Source organism: Levilactobacillus suantsaiihabitans (assembly GCF_004745505.1).
Lineage (GTDB): Bacteria > Bacillota > Bacilli > Lactobacillales > Lactobacillaceae > Levilactobacillus > Levilactobacillus suantsaiihabitans.
In genome coordinates this window covers 107,589-128,822 of the sequence record NZ_RKLX01000001.1, presented here as the reverse complement: position 1 = coordinate 128,822, position 21,234 = coordinate 107,589, and the positions used below count along the sequence as shown (strand labels likewise).

Sequence of the window (21,234 nt, the reverse complement as noted above, 5' to 3'; positions counted from 1 at the left end):
TATTGATTGCAGCCGGTGGGGACATCCTCGCCGACTGCTTTTTGTTTACAAAATTTTTCCAAGGGTCAGTGGCTACACGATAACCGCAAACTCCGGGAACATTCGGGATTTACCAGGACCTTTACTAAATTTTTTATCAAGAAAAGACAACCGGTTGCAATCGCTTACAGTTGCGTGATTAAGCGATATTTAGAACTTTATTCACAATGAAAAAGGTTGCATTTATCCGGACAGGTCCTTAGAATAATGACTGTAAAGCGCTTACATTTTAGTTAAAGGCAAGCGCGATTTTACCGAAATTTGTTATTATTCTATTTTTAGAAATCAGAGGTGTTTCCAAATGGCTAAGAATGACAAGATTACGTTGGACCCCGCGAAGTTCGCTGCGGCAGTTTTGGGTGGTAACGCACAGTATCCTGATGAAGAAAATAAGTTGTACATCAAACGGCAACTGACTCTTTATCTGGAAGCCACGTTATTGGCACAAGACTTCAACAAGCTGGAAGAATCCCAGTTTGATATGGCTAAGGCACAACAACGGGAAGACGTGTTATCGAAGATCATTGAACGCCGGTATCACTAGACATAACTGGTGGCCGTTAATTGTTAGACAAGTTCCCGTTGAAAGGTGTGGAAGAACACAATGATTAAGCAATATCTCTCATATGCTTTAGGGGCATTCGGACACGATGCCTTCTACGCAACACTTAATACTTATTTTGCTATTTTTGTTACCAGTGCCTTGTTCGTGGGTAAAGGTTCAGCGGCTGAAGCCGGGATCGTTACCACGATGGTTGTGGTTATTCGGTTGATTGAAATCGCCTTTGACCCCATGATTGGGGGGATGGTCGATAATACCGATACCAAGATGGGGAAGTTCAAACCTTGGTTGCTGGCCGGGGCCATTGTCAGTTCCGTCGGCTTGATTCTGATGTTCTCTAGCCTGTTTGGCTTAGCGGACTCCAACACCTCGATTTACTTCCTGGCCTTCGGAATCGTCTTCGTCATCATGGATATCTTCTATTCATTCAAAGATATTTCGTTCTGGTCCATGTTGCCAGCCTTGAGTGTTGATACCAAGGTTCGTAACAAGTTCGGGACGGTCGGTCGTTTCGGTTCTACCTTAGGTTCACAAGGGGTCATCATTGTCGTTACCCCATTGGTTGTTTACTTCTCACAACAATTCTCTGGTACTCACGGCAGTACGCAGACCCGTGCCGGTTGGTTAGGGTTTGCGACAGTTATCGGGCTGGTTTCTCTGTTAGGGGCTTTGGCCACCTTCTTTGGAACCAAGGAACAAAAGAGTCTGATTCGGGAAAACACCGAACGGACCCGGTTCCGCGATGTCTTCAAGGTCATTGGTGAAAATGACCAATTGATGTGGTTAGGGTTGTCTTACCTTCTGTTTGCCTTGAGCTACGTGGTCACGAACTCACTGTTGATTTACTACTTCCGTTACGTCATTGGTAACGCCGGTGCTTACAGTGTCATTGGGGTGGTTACCGCCATTCTGGGGATTCTGTCCGTGCCATTGTTCCCAATCATCGTTTCGAAAATTACGCGGCGTGGAGTTTACGTCGGTGGGATTTGCATGATGTTAGTCGGTTACATTCTGTTCAACTTCGCTGGTGACAGCGCCCTCGTGATGTACATTGCCGATGCCATCTTCTTCTTCCCATACCCTATGATCTTCTTGGCCGCCTTGATGACCATCACCGATAGTGTGGAATACGGGCAATGGAAGAACGGGACACGGAACGAATCCGTCACGTTGTCCGTTCGGCCATTGATCGATAAGTTAGCCGGGGCCTTCTCCACTGGGATCGTGGTTATTGCCGCCGTTCACGCGGGGATGACTGGTAACGCTAAGCCTAGTGACATTACCGCCCACGGAATGTTTATCTTCCACTCTTTCATCTTCTACATGCCAATGATCCTGTTGGTTGTGTCCGCTTTGATCTACCAGTTCAAGGTTACCTTGTCTGAAAAGCGTCACGCACAAATCGTTAAGGAATTGGAAAGCAAGTTGGAAACAGAAAAAGTTGAAGAAGAAGCTGAAGAAAAGGCTGAATCTAACAACTAGTTAAAATTGAGCCTCAGGATAAATGCCTGGGGCTTTTGTGTAGGGTGGGGTGCTTAGATGCCAGGCCAGACTAGTAAGAAAGCGCTTCACAAAATCATTGACAATGCCGCGAAAAGCGACTATGATAATTACAGTAAAGTTTTACTAAAAATTTATTAAGGAGTTAATCGCCATGGATTTCGCCAGCTTAGCAACTGAATACCAAGAAAAATTTGATGTCGCACCACAACGGGTGTTCTTCTCTCCCGGTCGGATCAACTTGATCGGTGAATATACCGACTTCAATGGTGGCCACGTCTTCCCAGCTGCCATCAGCATGGGTACCTACGCCGCTTACTCAGCGCGTGATGACAAGCAGTTCCGGGTTTACTCAGCCAACGTGCCGGACGCCGGGATGTTGACGTTCTCACTGGACCATTTGGAATTTGACAAGGCTGACAACTGGGCCAACTACCTCAAAGGGATGTTGTTCGAGCTGGCTAAGCAAAACTTAACCATCGACCATGGCTTTGACCTCTTCGTCCACGGTAACTTACCAGATGCTTCTGGCTTATCCTCATCCGCTTCCATGGAAATGTTGATGGGCGAGATTCTGCATGCGGCTTACGGCATGAAGTTGGATGAAGTCGAAATGGTTAAGGTGGGCCAACAAGTTGAAAATGATTACTTCGGTTTAAACACCGGGATCATGGACCAATTCGCCATTGGCATGGGTAAGAAAGACCAAGCCATCTTGTTAGACACCAACACCATGGATTACGAATACGCGCCGCTAGAATTGGGCGACAACGTGGTCGTTATCATGAACACCAAGAAGCGGCGGGAACTGACCGACTCCAAGTACAACGAACGGCGGGCCCAATGTGAAGAAGCCTTACGGCGCCTGCAAACGAAATTGGACATCAAGACCTTGGGTGACCTGGACGAAGACCAATTCGACCAAAACGCTTACCTGATCAACGACGAAACCTTGATCAAGCGTGCTCGTCACGCCGTCTTCGAAAACCAACGGACATTGAAGGCCTTCAAGGCACTGCAAAACAATGACCTGGAAAGCTTCGGCCGCTTGGTCAACGCTTCTCACATTTCCTTGAACTACGACTTCGCCGTTACGGGTAAGGAACTGGATACTCTGGTAGAAACCGCATGGCAACAACCAGGTGTCTTGGGTGCCCGGATGACGGGTGCCGGCTTCGGTGGCTGTGCCATTGCCATCGTGAAGAAGGAAAACGTCAAGGACTTTGAAGAAAAGGTCGGCAAGGTCTACGAAGAAACCATCGGCCACAAGGCAGAATTCTACGTCGCTGAAATCGCGGACGGTCCTAAGGAATTAACGAAGTAAGAGTGGTACGCAGGGCGGTTAGGTAGCGAGCATTAACGTCACTAAGCCGGAAATCCCGGTTTTTGATTTCTGGTTTAGTGGGGTTAAGCGGAACTGCCTGCCCGGTAGTGGCACGTTTCAATAGAGTGGTACGCAGGGCGATTAGGCAGCGAGCATTAACGTCACTAGTCGCCAGGCCTTAACAATAATAATCAACCAGTTTAAACTGATATTGCGGCGCCGTGCGTAAGCGGTCCGCGATGTTACATAATTGAGGAGGAATTGATCAATGACAGTTTTAGTCTTAGGTGGTGCCGGTTACATCGGTTCTCACGCCGTCGATCGTTTGGTACAAAAGGGTTATGACGTTGCCGTTGTCGACAACTTGGTCACGGGACACCGGGCCGCAGTGAACCCCAAGGCGCGTTTCTACGAAGGCGATGTTCGGGATCAAAAGTTCTTGAACGACGTCTTTGATAAGGAAGATATCGAAGGGGTCATTCACTTCGCTGCCTTCTCCGTGGTCCCAGAATCCATGGAAAAGCCATTGAAGTACTTCGACAACAACACGGCCGGCATGGTTTCCTTGCTGGAAGTCATGAACAAGCACAATGTTAAGCGCATCGTCTTCTCATCGACGGCCGCAACTTATGGCGAACCTAAACAGATTCCAATCAAGGAAACGGATCCGCAAATTCCAACCAACCCTTATGGTGAAAGTAAGTTAATGATGGAAAAGATCATGCACTGGTCCGACCAAGCTTACGGCATCAAGTTTGTGGCCTTGCGCTACTTCAACGTTGCCGGTGCGAAGGAAGACGGGAGCATTGGTGAAGACCACCATCCCGAAACCCACTTGGTCCCAATTATCTTGCAAGTCGCTGCTGGCGAACGCAAGGAATTGTCGATCTTCGGTGACGATTACCCTACCAAGGACGGTACCAACGTGCGGGACTACGTACACGTCGTTGATTTAGCCGACGCCCACATTTTGGCCTTAGAATACCTGAAGGCTGGTCATGACAGTAACGCCTTCAACCTCGGGTCTTCAACCGGGTTCTCCAACAAGGAAATGCTGGAAGCCGCTCGCAAGGTCACAGGCAAGGAAATCCCTGCCAAGATGGCCCCACGGCGGGCTGGTGACCCAAGCACATTGATTGCCGCAAGTGACAAGGCTCGCGAAGTCTTGAACTGGCAACCACAATTTGACAACGTGGAAGACATTATTCGCACAGCCTGGAACTGGAAGCAAACGCATCCACAAGGCTACAATGATCGGGAGACGAAGTAAACATGGCTAAAGACACAATTCAAACTTTCATTGATCACGTCGTTGCCTCCCCAGCCCCTTACACGGAGCTGGACCGGCAGTACGTCACGAACCGCATCTTTGCCTTGATTGGCGATGGGGTAGCTCGGGCGGCTGCCTCCGATGAACCGATCGATCTGGTCAATGCCATGATCGAAACGGCGGTCGCTAACGGCAAGATTGAAGACTCACCAAGTCCCAAGGAAATCTTGGAAGCCGACTTGATGAACTTCATGACGCCACTGCCATCCGCAGTGAACCGCGGCTTTTGGGATCGGTATCAAGCCAGTCCCAGCAAGGCGACGGATTGGTTCTATCAATTAAGCCAGGCCAACAACTACATTAAGACGCGCAATATTGCCAAGAACGTGGTCTTTCCGGCGCAGACACCAGCTGGTGAATTAGAAATTACCATCAACCTGTCGAAGCCTGAAAAGGACCCCAAGGCGATTGCCGCTGCGTTGAAGAGCAAGAATACCAGTTACCCGTTGGATCAGTTATGCATGACCAACGAGGGGTACGAGGGCCGCTTGGGGTATCCCGCCCGCAGCAATCACCGGATCATTCGGATGACGCTGGGCGGCGAGACCTGGGGCTTCCAATATTCCCCGTACGCTTACTTCTCCGAACACGCCATCTTCTTGGCCAAGGAACACCGACCAATGATCATCAACCAGCATACGTTTACCAACCTGTTGGAAATTGTTCGGACGCTGCCAACGTACTTCGTCGGCAGTAACGCCGATTTGCCGATCGTGGGTGGGTCCATGTTGACGCATGACCACTACCAAGGTGGCAAGCACACCTTCCCAATGATGAAGGCACCCATCGACCGCAAGATTGACTTGGGCGTTGCCGGCGTCACGGCGGGGGTCGTGGCTTGGCCAATGACCGATATTCGGCTGACCGGGAGTCAACCGGAACCACTGATCAATGCCGCTACCAAGGTGTTGAACAGCTGGATCGGTTATTCCGATGAATCCGTTGACGTGCGCGCCTACACCGGGGACACCCGACACCACACGATTACGCCAATCGCGTACCGTGACGGTGAGGACTACGTCTTGGATCTGGTCTTGCGAGACAACCAGACGTCGAAGCAGTACCCCGATGGCATTTTCCATCCGCATCAGGATGTCCAACACATCAAGAAGGAAAACATTGGGTTGATTGAAGTCATGGGCCGTGCGATTTTACCAGCCCGACTGAAGGCAGAAATGGCCGAAGTCACCAAGTACTTGTTGGATCAGCCCAATGAGATTGCGGACATGCACAAGGCTTGGGCCGATGAGATCAAGCAAAACCACCAGTTGACGCCAGAGAACGTCACTGAGGTCTTGCACCAAGAAATCGGTAACGTCTTCGCTAGAGTTCTGGCCGACGCCGGGGTCTTCAAGCGAGACGCAACGGGCCAAGCGGCCTTGGACAAGTTTATTGCCCAAATTTAACCTGAATGAAAGCTTCTGGTCCATGGGGTTGTCGTGGCTGGGGATGGCAATCGCCGTGCCCAGCGGCAGCAACCCCATGTGACGTATTATGCTAAAATAAGATGAAGGGGGTGATGGCAATCGCAGCCACGCTAAAGGATATTGCCAATTCTGTGGGGGTTTCGCTGGCGACGGTGTCACGGGTCTTGAACTATGACCGGACGCTATCCGTGAGTGAAGCGACCCGCAAACAGATTTTTGAGGTTGCTGAAGAGCTGAATTACACGAAGATGAAACGGCGCACGGCGACACCGAGCAAGCAGTTGAAGATTGCCATCGTCCAGTGGTATTCGAAAACCAAAGAACTGGATGATTTGTACTACATGTCGATTCGGTTGGGCTTAGAAAAGCGCTGTGAGGAACGACGCATCTTAGCGACCCGGACCTTTCAAAATGATCTGTCCGCCATTGACCCAGACGTCGACGCCATTGTGGCCATCGGTAAATTCAGTGATCAACAGGTCAGTGCGCTGGCCCAGTTGACGCCGAACCTGGTCTTTGTGGACCAAGATCAGCTGTGTCACGGCTACGACAGTGTGGTCACGGACTTCCGGTTCGCCGTGGAACAAGTGATTGATTTCTACGCCAAGCAGGGTCATGACCAGATTGGCCTGTTGTACGGTTCCGAATGGACCACGGACGGTAAATTAGAAGTCACGGATCCCCGCTACAAGGCTTTCAAACGGGAAATGACGGCACGGCAAGCCTTCAATCCCGACTTGACCTTTGCCGGTGATTACACGAATCACTCCGGGTATCAGGAAATGCAAACGGCGATTGCCCAGTTGGGGGATCAGCTACCGAGCGCATTTTTCGTCACCAATGATCCCATGGCAGCGGGGGCTCTCAAGGCATTGCACGAAAACGACATTGACGTGCCACAACGGGTGAGTCTCTTTAGCTTCAATGACACCACGATTGCCAAGTACGTGTTCCCAGAGTTGAGCAGTGTGCACGTGAACACGGAACTGTTGGGCGCAACGGCGGTGGACTTGGTCGAAAACCGTTTGCAGACTGGTCGGACTACACCACAGTTGGTTACTGTGGGGACTGAGCTGATGTTGCGCGAGAGCACGCGCGAGTCATAATGATGAAGTGAATGAGCGACAGTGTCAGGTTGAGGCCGGCCGCCGACCGTTTGCCCAATCCGGGCGGGAACGGTCGAAAGGCGGTCTCGATAATGCGTGAACTGCACGCTTAGTGACGGCGTTATGGACGAATTAAATTTGAGTTGACAGAGAGTCTGGACTGCAGGTCCGGGCTTTTTTGTATTGGTGGTACAGCTACTTTCTCATATCCAGTCAAGAAAGTCAATGGTGTTAATTATATAAATAAAATTATATCAACCAACCACTTCACGGCCATGCCACAATCCCCCTCAGCGGCGCCCCTGGCCCTGATCTCTCTAGTCCAGGCAAGCACCCGCATTGGGGACGACTAAGCGACTCACGGCTTGTCAGAGCCAGTGGCGGGCTGTTTGACGGCAGGGAAGCCCAGTCTTAACCACTAGAAGTAGTGACTGTTAGGAGCGACCCCCTAGATATGGGGTGACCATGCAAAATTGGAGCGGTTGGGTCACTGACCGACCAGACTTAAAATTTTTTAATTTCACTCGCGGCTGGTTCACCAACTTGATTGGCCAGGACTGCGGGTAGTTTACTACCGCCGGGTGTCGGTGGTTTGTCTCGGCTGGTTGACGCGTTCTGGCGGGAAACGGCTGAATTGTCCAATTACAATTAATTGGGCGGACGAAAAAAGTTGCATTTTGGCTCAGATTTGCTATTAACGGCTGGCCGGAAAATGTCTAGGGACAATTCAATTTAACCATATATTGTATTTGCCTGGCGAATGCGCTACTATATCTGGTATAGACTTTATGGACAGGAGAGATTGCTATGATGAACGTAGAAACCGCTGCGCCAGTACGGCTGACGCCAGAATTTATCGCCAAAACAGAAAATGAGGTAACACCACATTGGGGTGAACTCGGCTGGGTGACCTATAAGCGGACCTACGCTCGCTGGCTCCCGGATCAACAACGCAATGAAGAATGGCCGGAAACGGTCCAACGGGTGGTCGAAGGCAATATCAATTTGGACCCCCGGCTACAGGCCAAGGATGTGGATCCGCAAGTTATCGCCGATCTGACCCAAGAAGCGCAAAAATTATTCCGCTTGATCTACGGCCTGGCCGCAACGCCTTCTGGCCGGAACCTGTGGATCTCCGGGACCGACTATCAACATCGTAATGGGGATGCTTTGAACAACTGCTGGTTCATCGCCGTGCGGCCGCAACCATACGGAGATAGCCATATCGTTCCCAGCTATCTCAAACCCCAACAGGTCGCTGCTTCCATGCCATTTTCCTTCATGTTCGACCAATTAATGAAGGGTGGCGGTGTCGGCTTCTCCGTGACGCCAGACAACGTGAGCCAAATGCCAGAAGTTGACAACGCCGTGGACCTGACGGTGGTCATCGATGCCGAAAGCGAGTCCTACGACGCGTCTGTCAAATTGGGTGCTGTGGATCGCTCGGAATGGATGCACAGCCACTCCCTGGCCGATGCGCGCTACTACCGCTTGCCGGATACGCGCGAGGGCTGGGTCTTGGCCAACGCCAACATGATCGATGCGCACTTTGACAGCACCAACCCCGATGGCAAGACCAAGGTCGTCTTGGATATCAGCGACATTCGGCCCAAGGATGCGCCCATCCACGGCTTCGGGGGGACGGCTTCTGGTCCTATGCCATTGGTCGAAATGCTCTTTGACATCAACACCATCTTGAACGACGCGGTTGGCCGCAAGTTGACCGCCGTGGACTGCACGGATATGGGCAACATGATCGGTAAGACCGTCGTGGCCGGCAACGTGCGCCGTTCCGCTGAATTAGCGCTGGGTGGTGCCGAAGACGATGATTTTATTACCATGAAGCAAGACAAGGACAAGCTTTACCATCACCGGTGGGCGTCCAACAACAGTGTGGCCGTGGACAGTGCGTTTACCGACTACCAGCCCATCGCCGACTCTATCCAACACAACGGAGAACCCGGCATCGTCAACCTGGGCCTGTCTCGCGACTACGGCCGCTTGATCGATGGCCGTCAAGAAGGCATTGATGAGGCCGTTGAAGGGACCAACCCGTGTGGGGAAATTTCCTTGAGCAACGGGGAACCTTGCAACCTATTTGAAATCTTCCCGAGCGTGGCCGAAGAACAGGGCTGGCAACTCGAGGACGCCTTTGGCTTGGGCGCCCGGTACACCAAGCGAGTCACGTTTAGCCACTACGACTGGGAAGTCTCTCGTAACGCCATTCAAAAGAATCGGCGGATCGGCGTTTCTATGTCCGGGATTCAAGACTGGATCTTAAAGACCTTCAAACAACGCGTGGTCACGGGCTTTGAAGCCAAGCATGATGCGGAAACGGGCAAGACGTTCATGGCACCGATCTACAATCAGGCGGCCGTTCAGCGGTTCAGTGCACTGTACGATGCTGTGGTGCAGGCCGATAAGGAGTACTCCGACACGCTGGGGTGCCAACCGTCCATCAAGCACACGACGGTCAAGCCTTCCGGGACAGTGGCCAAGTTGGCCGGCGTTTCCGAGGGGATGCACTTCCACTACGCCCGTTACCTGATTCAACGGATTCGTTTCCAGGACAGCGATCCCTTGTTGCCAGCTCTGGAGGCTAGTGGCTACAAGGTCGAACCCGACGTCTACAGCCAAAACACGATGTGCGTGGAATTCCCAGTGAAGGCCGCTCACGCCGACAACGCTGCTTTTGCGTCCGCCGGGGAAGTGTCGATCGCTGAACAATTTGCGACCCAAGCCTTCCTGCAAACGTACTGGTCCGACAACGCGGTCAGCTGCACCATCACCTTCCAACCAGAAGAGGGCGACCAAATCAGCGACCTGTTGCTCCAATACCGCAACACCATCAAGTCCACGTCCCTGTTGCCATACAGTGGCGCCGACTTCAAGCAAGCACCGAAGGAACCCATCACGGCCGATACCTACGCCGCCAAGCGCGCAGAAATCACCGCTGACGTCGCCGAAACGTTTGCGGCCATGACCGGTAACCATGACCAAAAGGACATCGAGCTGGTCGACCAATCTGACTGTGCCGGTGGCGCCTGCCCAATCCGGTAAAAATTAAATCGCTATTTTTTGAAGCATTGATTGTACCTGGTCAATGCTTCTTGTATTATCAAAGTGTAAGCGAAATCATTTAACGAAGGTGGCAACGAAATTATGAAAATTTATACACGGGTCGGCGATCAAGGTATGACCAAGCAAGTCAGCGGCAAGATGGTCTCCAAGACCGATGCCCAAATCGTGACCTTGGGTGATATTGACGAGTTCCAATCCTACCTGGGCGTCGTGGTCGCTAGCCTGAGTGCCCATCCGGACCTGGTCGACGAACTGAGTGAGGTTCAGCGCAAGCTCTACATGCTGGAGGCCGACATCAGCGTGAAGCGCCATCAAGAGATCACGTTGGCCGACACCACCCACTTAGAGGAACGGGTGGACTATTTCATGGCCAATACGCCAGAGCTGACTGAATTCATCTTGCCCGGGGGCTCCACGGCGGGCGCCCAGCTCCAATACGCGCGAACGGTGGCCCGGCGTGCGGAACGTTCGGCGGTGGCGTTGAACTTAGAACAACCGCTGGAACCGGCCATCCTGAAGTACCTGAACCGCTTATCGGATTATTTATTTGCGATGGCCCGCTACGTCAACCATTTGGACGGCTATCAAGAGGTGCCTAGCAACAAGGCCAAGGCCGAACAGAAGGCGGCCCGGCGCGCGGCGAGAGCGGAGAAGCAAGCGAAGGATTAAGCGGGATTGCTGCGGGTGAGTCCGCAACGCAAGCCAAAACAAAAAGGGTAGCTGTGAGAAAATTTCACAGTTACCCTTTTCTTATTCGCAATCGCAGTGGATTACCAAATCTTGACCCGTTTGTCAGGCGCCAGGTACATCTTGTCCGTTGGCTTGACGTCAAAGGTCGTGTAGAAGTCGTCGAGGTTCTTGACTTGCACGTTGGCCCGCAGTTTGGCCGGTGCGTGAACGTCGATCGACAGTAACAGTTGCATGTATTCCGTGGTGGCCTTCATCCGCCAAACGTTGGCCCAGTTGATGAAGAAGGCTTTCAGGTCGATTTCACTAGCGGACTTAGCGGCCTCTAAGGCACAGCTCAATCCACCGGCATCGGCGATATTTTCGGAAACGGTCAGCTTCCCATTGACCTTTTGGCCGGCAAAGTCGATGCCATCAAATTCGTCGATCATGGCCTGAGCCAGGTCCTTGAAGTGGGCCAGATCTGAGTCGGTCCACCAGTTGTTGATGTTCCCGAACTCATCGAATTGCGACCCGTTGTTGTCAAAGGCGTGAGAGATTTCGTGGGCAATAACGGCTCCGATTCCCCCGTAGTTGGCACTGCTGGATTGGTCCAAACTGTAAAATGGCTTTTGCAGGATGGCCGCCGGGAAGACGATTTCGTTGTTGTCGGGAGAGTAGTAGGCGTTAACCGTGTTGGCGCTCATGTCCCAACGCTTACGGTCGACGGGTTGGCCCCAACGACTGAAGTGGTGCTTGATAGCAATTTCAGAAATGTGTTGCAGGTTTTCAAATAATGAGGCGTGGTCATCGATTTTGAATTGCTGGTAGAGTGGGTCAATCTCGTCGGGGTAGCCCACCTTGATGGTCAGTTTTTGCAGCTTGACGATGGCCTTTTCCCGTGTAGCGGCGCTCAACCAGGTGTTGGTCTTCAAGCGGCGTTGGTAAACGGCCGTCATCTTCAGGACCATGTCGCGCACGTCAGCCTTAGCCTTTTCCCCAAAGTACTTGCGGCCGTAGTAGTCACCGACCACTTGCCCAAAGGTGCCGGTTGCCAGGTAGTAGGCCGCCTTCTTTTGGGAACGGGCTTCCTTTTGGCCGGACAGGGCACGGCGATAAGTGCCACCGACTTGACGGAATTCTTCGGTCAATGCGCCGGTGCCATCGAAGACGGTGTTGACCAGCATCCAACTCTTGAGATTTTCAAAGTTGTCTGGAGTCAACAGGCTGTCTAAGGCGTCAAAGTAGGTTGGCTGTGGCAGGATGACTTGCGCAGGGGCGTCGTGGATCAGGCCCTTGATGGCACCAGTCAGATCCAGTTGCGTCGTCTTGGCATCGACGTCGGCCAGTGGGAATGGGTTGTACATCTTAACGTAGTCGGCGGATTCTTCAGCGGACTTGACGTGAGGCGCAATTTGGGCATCGAAGGCCTTGGCTTGGGCCACGATGGTCTGGGCACGGTCGGCACTGTAGCCACAGAGTTGTAAGAGCTTTTCGGCAGTCGTGGTGAAGATCGGCAGGAGTTGCTTAGCCGCCGGATTATCCTTAGCGTAGTAGGTCTTGTCAGGCAAAATCAGGCTAGGCGCGTCCAGGTACAGGGCGTAGTGGTCGGTGTCCTTCATGTCCGGGTCCACACTGATGGTGACCGGCGTGGATAAGCCCGTCAGGAACCATTCCGTCAGGTGGGCATTCAGGTCGGCAAAGTCACGGAGGCCTTCAATCTTCTCCAGGTAAGGTTTCAGTGGAGCCACGCCGTTTTCTTCGCGTTGGTCAAAGTTCAAGGCTAACGTGTAGAGCTTTTTGAACTCGCCCATTTCGGCGTTACCTGGAGTGAGTTTGCCCGCCAACAGGTCGTCAAAGTCGGCCATCAAGGTGTGTTCGATGTTGTCAACCAGGTCCATGAAACCCCCAGTTGAGGAGTGGTCACCCGGAATGGTGGCTTGCTCGGCCCACTTGCCGTTGACGGCTTCGTAGAGGTCATCGGTCAGTCGGTCGGTGTCCACCGGAAAGCCGCTCGCCATGGTTGGGAGTGTTTGGTTAGACGAATAATTATCAAGTCGCATACAAGAATCCTCCTTAAAAACTATTTGTTATCAACAGGTTAACCCTTTCAACGCGAAAAGAAAACTGTTTTATCACGAAATTCTCATAAAGTGGTCAATTGGGCGGTAAATCACGGGTTGAAGGGGAGTAACCTTGAGCCGTCCTGCCTCAGCGTGCCAACCTGGCTGTCGCGTAACGGCAAGGCGGCCAGTTCAACCCACGTCGCGGACAAGTCACTACCGGTCACCCGGGGTAAAACAAACGAGCCTGGACAAAACCTCCCAGGCTCGTTCGTGTCACCCTTTACATAGCTGAAACGTGCGCCAAAAGGTAGCCGGTTCCGCTTAAAACTGCTAACCAAACAATCCAACACCGGGATTATTCGGTTAGCAGCCTTAATGCTCGCCGACTAATCGCCTTTTGGCGCACGCTCTTGGGTATTCGTGTGCGGCCACTGAATCTTCAATGGTTGCCAGCAGTCTTTTTCTTGGCCCGGAGTACTGGCCGACGGAACTTCGGCCGTGTCCGGTCCCAAATCGCAATATTTTGTTGATATTGCGTGAAGAATTCATTGATGTCCTTGCCACTCAAGTTGGACGGAATTTCCTCCCAGGTAGTGGCGCTTTGCAGAAAGGCTTGCCGGATATCGTGTTCCACGTTGGCCCCCTTGGTGGTCAGCCGCAGGTACTTGACCCGCCGGTCGTCCATCTTTGCCTCTTGTTCCACGAATCCGTCCAGTAACAGTGCCCGCAACTTACGAGCCGCAGCGGAACGGGTCGTCCGGGTTGAATCAGCCAGTTCACTTAACGTAATATTACGTTGTTCATGAATTTGTTTTAACAACAAATATTGTTCGAAGCTCACCGAATACTGACTGGTAATTTGTTCAGCCGCGTTGATCAGCACCCGAAAAATTTCGCGATACTGCCGAAGAAACGTCTCAAATACTCTTTCTTCGTTTTGCATAAAAAACTCCCCCTAGAAAAACGAATGTTGCCGCCTTAGCAAAGTTGGCTTGGGAAATCACGGCTCATCTTCACTAACTCAGCATACCGTTATTATGCGGCCTGACGAGTGGGGATGAAAATAATTGCGCTTGAAGACAGTGGATAAGATAAGTCAGCTTGTATTCAGACGCAAAAAAGTAAGTGAATTTACGACAACTAAAGGTGTTAGTTGGACATCTGAATCGTCAAAAAAACGAGACCGGCGAAATGCCGTGTCTCGTTTGGGTCAGTGAATAGTGATTTGGTTTACAAGTTGTCAATAGAGTTGGCGTCTTTGAGACGTGAACTTCGGCTCAAAGCGAGGTGCCGAGACCGTCTTGCAGGCTCGGCCCGTCCCACCGCGTTCCAACCCATATTTGGTGAGCTGTAGGCGGCCAGTTCCCACTATGAGGCTTCGCAGCAACAAGGGTTACTTAGTCATGTAGATGTACAAATGGTCCGTGGAGAAGCCTGTGTTGAAGCGAATCCCGTTAGACCGAATCGTCTTGGTATTGGTAGAGGTGCTGTTCTTCTTGGCGTCCTTCAAGACCTTTTCAAACTTGTTGATGACGACTTTCGGCTTGGCCTTTAACGTGGTGCCCAGCAAGGCAAAGGTGGTCCCAAAGGCCTTTTGACCGGCCTTGGTCTTCATTTGCTTGGTGGGAACGATGAGGGACAAGCCCATCAGCTTGCCGTCCTGAACGTTGCCACGAACGGTCACGTCCTGGGTGTCGACCAGGTTTTTCAAGCCGTCTTTTGTCGTGGTGGGGAAGAGGTCGTCTTTGGCCTGCTTTTTAGCTGTGGCCATTTGCGCTTGCAGTTTTTTAGCAGCCGCCTGTTGTTGCTGTGCCGCCGCTGCGGCAGCCCTCGGGTCCGTCTTGGCCAGTGCGGCTAGCTTCTTTTTCGTAGCCGCTTGGGTCTTTTGGGCCTGTTGCAGTTGTTTTTGGACTTTGGTTGGCAAATGACTAGCAATTACCATCTGGTTGTATTTGGCCGCAAAGGTCTTATAAGTCGCCAAGGCCGTGACTGGTTTGACCGTGACCGTCTTGGTGGCCTTGCCGGCGGTTAATTTGACCGTCTGAGTTTTCGTTGCGGCCGGGACCTGGAAGAAGTAGGTTCCGCCATCGGTCTTGACGTGGTGGGTGGTGCCACCGTTGATGCGGTAGGCCACCGTCTTCGTTTTGGCACTGCCTTTAATCACCGCGGTCATAGCCGTTGGGTGGTAGCTGGTCTTGTTCGTCGTGAGTGCGTTGTTCGAGCAGCCGGCAAGGGTCAAGGCAAGCAGACCCAGGGCGCCCAACAGAATTTTCTTCATATTGATATCCATCCCTCAGTGATTAATTTTACTTGACCCATCTTACCACAATCTGGGGCATTTTGTAGGAACAAAATCCGAGTCCCCAATTCGTTGAGGGGGACTATGAGAATTGGCTAACATTTCGCCAGGAAGCCTAAAAATCTCGTGATAAATCAAGCAAAAGACTTCCCGGGACTGGCCAGAATTGTTATGATGAAGTTGTGGAAAACGATACCACATGGATGGTTTACTATAGGAAGGACGGGATATTATGTATGAACGGATCTTAGTACCAATGGATGGTAGTAAAAACGCGCACGCAGCACTGCTTGAGGCCACTAAGTTAGCCAAGGAGCTGGGGTCTAAATTGTTCATCGTTTCCGTCGCCAGTGATCAGACCTATGCCCACTACGGCGCGGAATTCGGTAGCGAAATCGTGACGCATTTCAAGGATGCCGCTAGCAAATTCTTGGATAGTGCGGTCAAAGAGGTTGAGGCGCAAGGGGTTCCCGTGGAAACCAGATTCCAAGTGGGGTTACCTAAACCAACGATTGCCAAGACGTTGCCAGCTGACTTGCACACGTCGCTGACGGTGATCGGCCGCTCCGGGGTACACGGGCTCGGCCGCGCCATCATGGGCTCTACCACCAGTTACGTCGTCCACAACTCCGAAACCAGCGTCTTGGTCGTGGATTAAGCATCCGCCTGACCGTTCGTTAACGACCCAGCCGTTAGTTCGGGTGGTGACCCATCGACTACCGGCGCTACATTGCAGGCTTACCAGCAGTTAACAGCTGAGCCTAAATTAAATAGCTATTATCCGGGACTGCAGGAACTCAAGGCAGTCCTTTTTTGATACACTGATTTTAAGGCAAAACAAAACGCACCGACGAGTGTCAGTGCGTTTCATGGTATTGGCGTTTCAGCTTACTTCTTGTTCTTTAACCAACGTTGTAAGTCTGAAATTTCGTCGCGGCGCTTCCGGTCCTTTTTACGGTTAACCTTCCGGCGGCCTTGTACGCCATTTGGATGTGCTTTTCTCATTGTAAAAACCCTCGCTTAATTAAAATAACAATCGACTGTAAGTGTACTGGTTTTTAGGCCAAAATGCAAGGCTTTCCCGGGACTTTCACAATTATTTAGGGTCAGAAGGGTTGACAGTCCGCGGGTTCCTGTGATTTTGTTAAAATTTTTGGTGATAGGGAATCGACCTGTCAGAAAGTGGTATATTGGATGCGTGTTTGCAAAATAGGAAGAAAGGGACGGGGACATGCAATTTTTAAAGACAAACCGGGGTCGGGTGCTCGCCTGGTTGGTGACACTGCTGATTGGGGGCCTGCTGGTCTGGGGGACCCAACATGACGCGGCGTTGTACCGTGACCCCATCATGCGCGTAACCCAAGTCACCACGGGGCCCAGCAGCAAGGAGACCGATGATTTTCACAACACCGATGTCCAGACCAAGCAGACGCTGCACGGGCAGATTTTAAACGGCCAATATCGCGGCCGCCATTTGACGATCACCAACACGTATTCGCGGTCGGGCGCCATGGATCAGCGCTACCGGGTGGGCAGCCAACTCTTCGTGGTGGTCCATGATCATCAGGACGATCACCTGACGGCTTCGGCCAAGGATTTGAAACGCGACACGCCGCTGGTCTTCATGATCTGGCTGGTCGTGGGGTTGCTCTTATTGATCATGCAATTCAGCGGCTTCATGGCCTTTTTGAGCGTGGCGGCCAACGGCGTCCTCTTCTTAATAGCCATCCTGCTCAACGGTTCCACGCAAGGCGCCCAGGTCTTGTGGATCTTCGGGAGCCTGGCCGTGGTCTTTGCGGCGCTGACACTGTGGTTAGTGTTGGGCGCCAATCGGCAAATGCTGATCACCTTGGCCACGACGCTGGGTGGCACGGCCGTCGCAATCGTCGTGGGGCTCATCGTCTTTCATTTCACCCATGAACGAGGGATGTACTACGAATCCATGCAGTACGTCACCCAATTGCCGCGGCCGTTGTTCTTGGCGGAGACCTTGTTGGGGTCGCTGGGGGCGGTCATGGACGAGTCGACCGACATCATCTCGTCGCTGTTTGCGTTGAAACGTGAGCGGCCCGAACTCTCAGCCGCGCAGGTGTTCAAGTCCGGCCGCCAAATCGGCAGTACGATCATGGGCCCGCTGATCAACGTGCTGTTCTTCATCTTCGTGGCGGACACCTTCCCCATGGCAATGCTGTATCTGAAAAACGGCAATAGTTGGGGCTACACCTTCTCGATGAACATGTCGATGGGGGTCGTCCAAAGTCTCATCAGTGGCATTGGCATCGTGCTGGCGGTCCCATTGGCCAGTTTCTTGGCCAGTCGCTTTATGGAAAAGAAGGTGCGCGCATGAGTACGATTACTGTGTTAGGACTCGTCTTATTGGTCTTGATGGTGCTGGTGGGGGGCAAAGCCGGGGCCCAGTCGTTTCTGGCATTGCTGCTCAACTTTGGGCTCTTGTTCTTAGCCATCGTCTTGGTGGCCTTTCAATTTCCACCGCTGATCGTGACGTTAGTGGTCGGGCTGCTAGTCTTGGCGTTGACCATCTTCATGAGCAGTGGCGACGACCTCTCCAGTACGGTGGCCTTCATCGCCTCGGCGGTAGTGTTGGTGGTCTTGGTCCTGTTGATCGTCCCGGTCGAGCACTGGGCGCTGGTTCAGGGCTTCGGTCCCGAGGACAGCGAGGACCTGGAGGGCTTGTCGGTGCTAGTTGGCGTCAAGTTCGTTCAGGTGACCACCGCTACGGCCATTTTAAGCACGCTGGGGGCGATTGCCGAGGCCGCCATGGCGATTGCCGCGGGTCTCAGTGAAATCCTTGAGCAGCACCCGCAGGTCCCGTTAAGGAGCTTGTTGGGGGATGGTATCGCCGTGGGCAAGCAAATCATCGGGACGACCTTTAACACCTTGTTTTTTGGTTTCTTCGGTGGCTTTCTGGCGCTGTTCATTTGGTTTACCGGTGTGCATTACTCAGTGGGTGAAATCTTAAATGATAAAATATTTGTATCGGAGATTCTCATGATTCTCTTCGCCATGGTCAGCGTGATCCTGACCGTGCCCATCACGACCTGGGTCATGACGCGGGCCGTCGCCGGCCAACGCAAGCGCGCGGCTAAGCGAATCTCTGCGGACAAATAGCGGTGCTTATCTGCCAGTCGTTCGTTAGAACGGAGTTTGTGCTGGCCGCCTACCGTCCGCCAAATATGGGTTGGAACGCGGTGGACTCTCGGTTACTGGAGTGCTTGCCAACCACAATTGGTTTAGCCCTTTGTCACATTTGACTTGTTAACTGATTCACCGATTAGCAGGGTGTCGCTGATAAGCGTTAACTTGTGGGAATCCTGACTGACGTAGATGCCTAGTTTCACCAATTTAAAAGATTCAGGCGTAGACCAAGTTTGTTCGTAGGTCTACGCCTTTTTATCTGTAAAGTTGTACGAAATTTTTAGGCTACGGTAGGGTGCTCGGCGAGAGGCACTGGCATGACGACCGTCTGTCCCAGCGTTCTCTCAGATTTGGCGGCCATCTGCACGCTGTCACTGCGTACCAGGCAAAAAAACGACCACCCCGGGGGAACCGGAATGGTCGTTTCACATAGTTATAAGTTAGTTACTGCTAGCACTGCTGGTTTCAGTGGTGCTGCCGCTGGCACTGGCACTGGATGCCGCTGCGGTGGCGACGCTGCTAGAACTGGCAGAACTAGAACTGGCGCTAGTCGTTGGCACGTTCTTCACGCCAGACAGGTTCTTGGAGTAGACCCAGTAACGCGTCTTGCTCTTGGTGTTCTTAGAAGGCTTGATACGGTACCAAGTCTGGCCCGTGCTCTTCTTACCAACCATGTCGATGTAGTAAGTCTTGCCAACCTTAGGCGAAATCTTGGACCAACTTTGCCGCTTGGCGTTCTTGTTGGCACCCTTCAGGTGGTTGTACAGGTAGTACTTCTTGTAATTTTTGCTCAACGTTGCTTGTTTGTTCACGGACGTGTACTTAGCTGAGACCAGCTTGGTGTGCTTGACGTTCATGGCCTTGTAGTACTTCTTGACCATCGTGTAGAACATGGACATCGTGTACTTTTGACCAAAGTACTTGCTCCCCGCACTGGCGTAGTAACCAACGGGGTCGGTATGCGTGGAGCCACCTAAATGTTTGGCGACTGAACCATGAGACCAAACCGTCCCCTTACCGTCGTAAGCGGCGTCGTTAGGCTTCAAGTTGTATTCGTTTAACAGGTAAGCCGTGTACCAGGCAGCGTTAGCGATTTCGTGGGCAAATGCGGACTTGCTGTGGACTTCAACTTGTTCGAATTGAACGAAGCGCGCGTTGCCGGGGAAACCAACGCCCCAAGCCAGGTAATCGGTGTTGGCAATGTTGATGATCCGGGAACCATCGACGAAGCTGTGCACGAAAGCGTTGTTGTAGTTGCGCTTCATGTAAGCAATTTCGTTATAAATGGTCGAGGAGGGGTTGGCCGTTTCGTGAACGACGACACCTTCAGGCTTGCCTTTGCCGTGCCGGTACTTGTTCTTTGGAAAACCACTCCAAATGGACTTGGTTATCTTAGCTGGTTTGATGTTTTGACTGTCAATGTAACTGTTGACCTTGGACGCGGCCGAAGCGTTAGTCGTGGTCAGTCCTAAGATCCCAGCAGCGCTCAACGTCGCCAATGCCGTTAATAATACTTTGTGCAATTTCACCCTGATCATCCCTCATATCTTTCTAGTCATTTTTACGACAACCGGGAAAACCCGATTGCTCAGTCGTCTTCGATTAATATCCGTTATCAACTATATACATTATCAGTGGCCACGACAAGCGCCAGACGGGGCTTCATGGCCAATATTACGATGCTAATAACGATAGCCGCGGCCTTTGTTCGGTGTGTTTGCAAATAGATTAAAAGTTAACGACACCTGTAATGTGGCTGTAACATTGCCATGGCGGGGCTGAGCGGCCTTTTTATGAAAACAGTTGTGAAAGGAACCAGCCGCTGGTTTGGTAACGGTTCAGTAAAATTTTCCTAACCACGGCCGCACGAAAAAAGGGGTCAAGACCACGGCCCTGACCACCTGGTTGGAACTTATTTAAAATAGCTGGCTGTTGGCGTACGTTTCGGCCATGAGGCCATTTGAGACGCGAACTTCGGCTCAAAGCGAGATGCCGAGACCTTCCTTTGGCTCGGCCCGTCCGCCCCAGTGTTCCAACCCATATTTGGCGAACGGTAGGCGGAAGGTTATAGACGGTCGTTGGCTTCTTGCGCCCACTTTTGTCGGTCTGGGTCGATGTGGAGCTTTTGCTGGCACTCCGGACACAGGCCGTAGACCTCAACGTGATTGCTGGTGACCAGGTAGCCGGTCTGTGCACTGGCCTGTTCATTCAGTTCATTTTCAATCTTAGAAAATTCCGGCGTAAAGACGTCCGTGATTTTACCGCAATTTTCACAGATAACGTGATAGTGCGGTCGTCCGTAGAAGTCGTAGCGAATCCCGCCGTTGTCGTTGGGCAGTTCAATCACGATGCCCAGGTCGACGAAGAGATTCAAGGTGTTGTAAATCGTGGCCATGCTGAGGTTGGGCGCCTCAACGGCGAGCGCGTTAAAAATCGTGTCGACCGAGGGGTGGTTGTGGTGCGTCACCAAATAGGTCAGAATCGTCTGCCGTTGGGGCGTCACCCGGACGTGGTGGTCTTTTAACGTTTGTAAGGCGTGAGTAAGAAGTTGCTGCTGACCAGCCAAGATAAATCCCTCCTCTAATTAAAGGTGTTATTGTCAATAAGAATAGTGAAGCAAAATTTTGGTTTAGGTGGTAATGGAGTCGCTGGTATCACTTACCGAATAGAAGCGACTT

General features: G+C 52.0%; 16 protein-coding genes. 11 read left to right on the top strand and 5 right to left on the bottom strand.

Translation table 11 applies throughout. The annotated features are described in order from the left end of the window. Positions 1 to 340: 340 nt before the first annotated feature. The 8 genes from EGT51_RS00565 (at position 341) to EGT51_RS00530 (ending at position 11,038) form a co-directional block, all read left to right on the top strand. Positions 341 to 583, top strand: a complete 243-nt coding sequence (locus EGT51_RS00565; RefSeq protein WP_125574986.1) for a hypothetical protein — start codon at positions 341 to 343, stop codon at positions 581 to 583. A gap of 60 nt (positions 584 to 643) precedes the next feature. Then, complete coding sequence (locus EGT51_RS00560; protein WP_135366855.1) at positions 644 to 2,083, top strand: glycoside-pentoside-hexuronide (GPH):cation symporter; 1,440 nt, start codon at positions 644 to 646, stop codon at positions 2,081 to 2,083. Between the two features lie 172 nt (positions 2,084 to 2,255). Next, positions 2,256 to 3,425 (top strand): galactokinase, encoded by a 1,170-nt coding sequence (locus EGT51_RS00555; protein ID WP_135366854.1) that lies wholly within the window; start codon positions 2,256 to 2,258, stop codon positions 3,423 to 3,425. Between the two features lie 268 nt (positions 3,426 to 3,693). Further along, complete coding sequence (galE, locus tag EGT51_RS00550) at positions 3,694 to 4,695, top strand: UDP-glucose 4-epimerase GalE (RefSeq protein WP_135366853.1); 1,002 nt, start codon at positions 3,694 to 3,696, stop codon at positions 4,693 to 4,695. A 2-nt stretch (positions 4,696 to 4,697) separates the two neighbouring features. Then, the gene (locus EGT51_RS00545; RefSeq protein ID WP_135366852.1) at positions 4,698 to 6,161 is read left to right on the top strand and encodes a UDP-glucose--hexose-1-phosphate uridylyltransferase; all 1,464 of its coding nucleotides are present in this window, start codon (positions 4,698 to 4,700) and stop codon (positions 6,159 to 6,161) included. Positions 6,162 to 6,274: 113 nt separating this feature from the next. Further along, positions 6,275 to 7,288: a LacI family DNA-binding transcriptional regulator gene (locus tag EGT51_RS00540; protein WP_135366851.1), complete on the top strand. Its 1,014-nt coding sequence runs from the start codon at positions 6,275 to 6,277 to the stop codon at positions 7,286 to 7,288. 810 nt (positions 7,289 to 8,098) lie between these two features. Next, positions 8,099 to 10,348, top strand: a complete 2,250-nt coding sequence (gene nrdJ, locus EGT51_RS00535; RefSeq protein ID WP_135367055.1) for a ribonucleoside-triphosphate reductase, adenosylcobalamin-dependent — start codon at positions 8,099 to 8,101, stop codon at positions 10,346 to 10,348. A gap of 102 nt (positions 10,349 to 10,450) precedes the next feature. After that, a complete protein-coding gene (locus tag EGT51_RS00530) occupies positions 10,451 to 11,038 on the top strand; it encodes a cob(I)yrinic acid a,c-diamide adenosyltransferase (protein ID WP_135366850.1) in 588 nt (195 codons plus the stop codon). A gap of 101 nt (positions 11,039 to 11,139) precedes the next feature. Here EGT51_RS00530 and EGT51_RS00525 read toward each other — a convergent pair whose 3' ends face one another. From EGT51_RS00525 to EGT51_RS00515, 3 genes are all read right to left on the bottom strand, one after another. Next, positions 11,140 to 13,056, bottom strand: a complete 1,917-nt coding sequence (locus EGT51_RS00525; protein WP_179951119.1) for a M13 family metallopeptidase — start codon at positions 13,054 to 13,056, stop codon at positions 11,140 to 11,142. A 484-nt stretch (positions 13,057 to 13,540) separates the two neighbouring features. Further along, positions 13,541 to 14,044: a MarR family transcriptional regulator gene (locus EGT51_RS00520; RefSeq protein WP_135366848.1), complete on the bottom strand. Its 504-nt coding sequence runs from the start codon at positions 14,042 to 14,044 to the stop codon at positions 13,541 to 13,543. A 450-nt stretch (positions 14,045 to 14,494) separates the two neighbouring features. Further along, positions 14,495 to 15,379: a hypothetical protein gene (locus EGT51_RS00515; RefSeq protein ID WP_135366847.1), complete on the bottom strand. Its 885-nt coding sequence runs from the start codon at positions 15,377 to 15,379 to the stop codon at positions 14,495 to 14,497. A gap of 253 nt (positions 15,380 to 15,632) precedes the next feature. On the opposite strand from EGT51_RS00515, the gene EGT51_RS00510 reads away from it, so the two are divergent. The 3 genes from EGT51_RS00510 (at position 15,633) to EGT51_RS00500 (ending at position 18,529) form a co-directional block, all read left to right on the top strand. Further along, the gene (locus tag EGT51_RS00510) at positions 15,633 to 16,058 is read left to right on the top strand and encodes a universal stress protein (RefSeq protein ID WP_135366846.1); all 426 of its coding nucleotides are present in this window, start codon (positions 15,633 to 15,635) and stop codon (positions 16,056 to 16,058) included. A gap of 573 nt (positions 16,059 to 16,631) precedes the next feature. Next, complete coding sequence (locus tag EGT51_RS00505) at positions 16,632 to 17,747, top strand: YibE/F family protein (RefSeq protein ID WP_135366845.1); 1,116 nt, start codon at positions 16,632 to 16,634, stop codon at positions 17,745 to 17,747. Continuing rightward, on the top strand, positions 17,744 to 18,529 hold the full coding sequence (locus tag EGT51_RS00500) for a YibE/F family protein (RefSeq protein WP_135366844.1): 786 nt from the start codon (positions 17,744 to 17,746) through the stop codon (positions 18,527 to 18,529). Before EGT51_RS00505 ends, EGT51_RS00500 begins: the two co-directional genes overlap by 4 nt. Positions 18,530 to 18,996: 467 nt before the next feature. Here the strand turns inward: EGT51_RS00500 and EGT51_RS00495 are convergent, their stop codons facing one another. Together EGT51_RS00495 and EGT51_RS00490 are read right to left on the bottom strand one after the other, a co-directional pair. Further along, on the bottom strand, positions 18,997 to 20,094 hold the full coding sequence (locus EGT51_RS00495) for a peptidoglycan recognition protein family protein (protein ID WP_135366843.1): 1,098 nt from the start codon (positions 20,092 to 20,094) through the stop codon (positions 18,997 to 18,999). Positions 20,095 to 20,621: 527 nt separating this feature from the next. Next, positions 20,622 to 21,122 carry a Fur family transcriptional regulator gene (locus EGT51_RS00490; protein WP_135366842.1) on the bottom strand — a complete coding sequence of 167 codons (501 nt, stop codon included), beginning with the start codon at positions 21,120 to 21,122 and terminating at the stop codon, positions 20,622 to 20,624. Between the last annotated feature and the right edge of the window lie 112 nt (positions 21,123 to 21,234).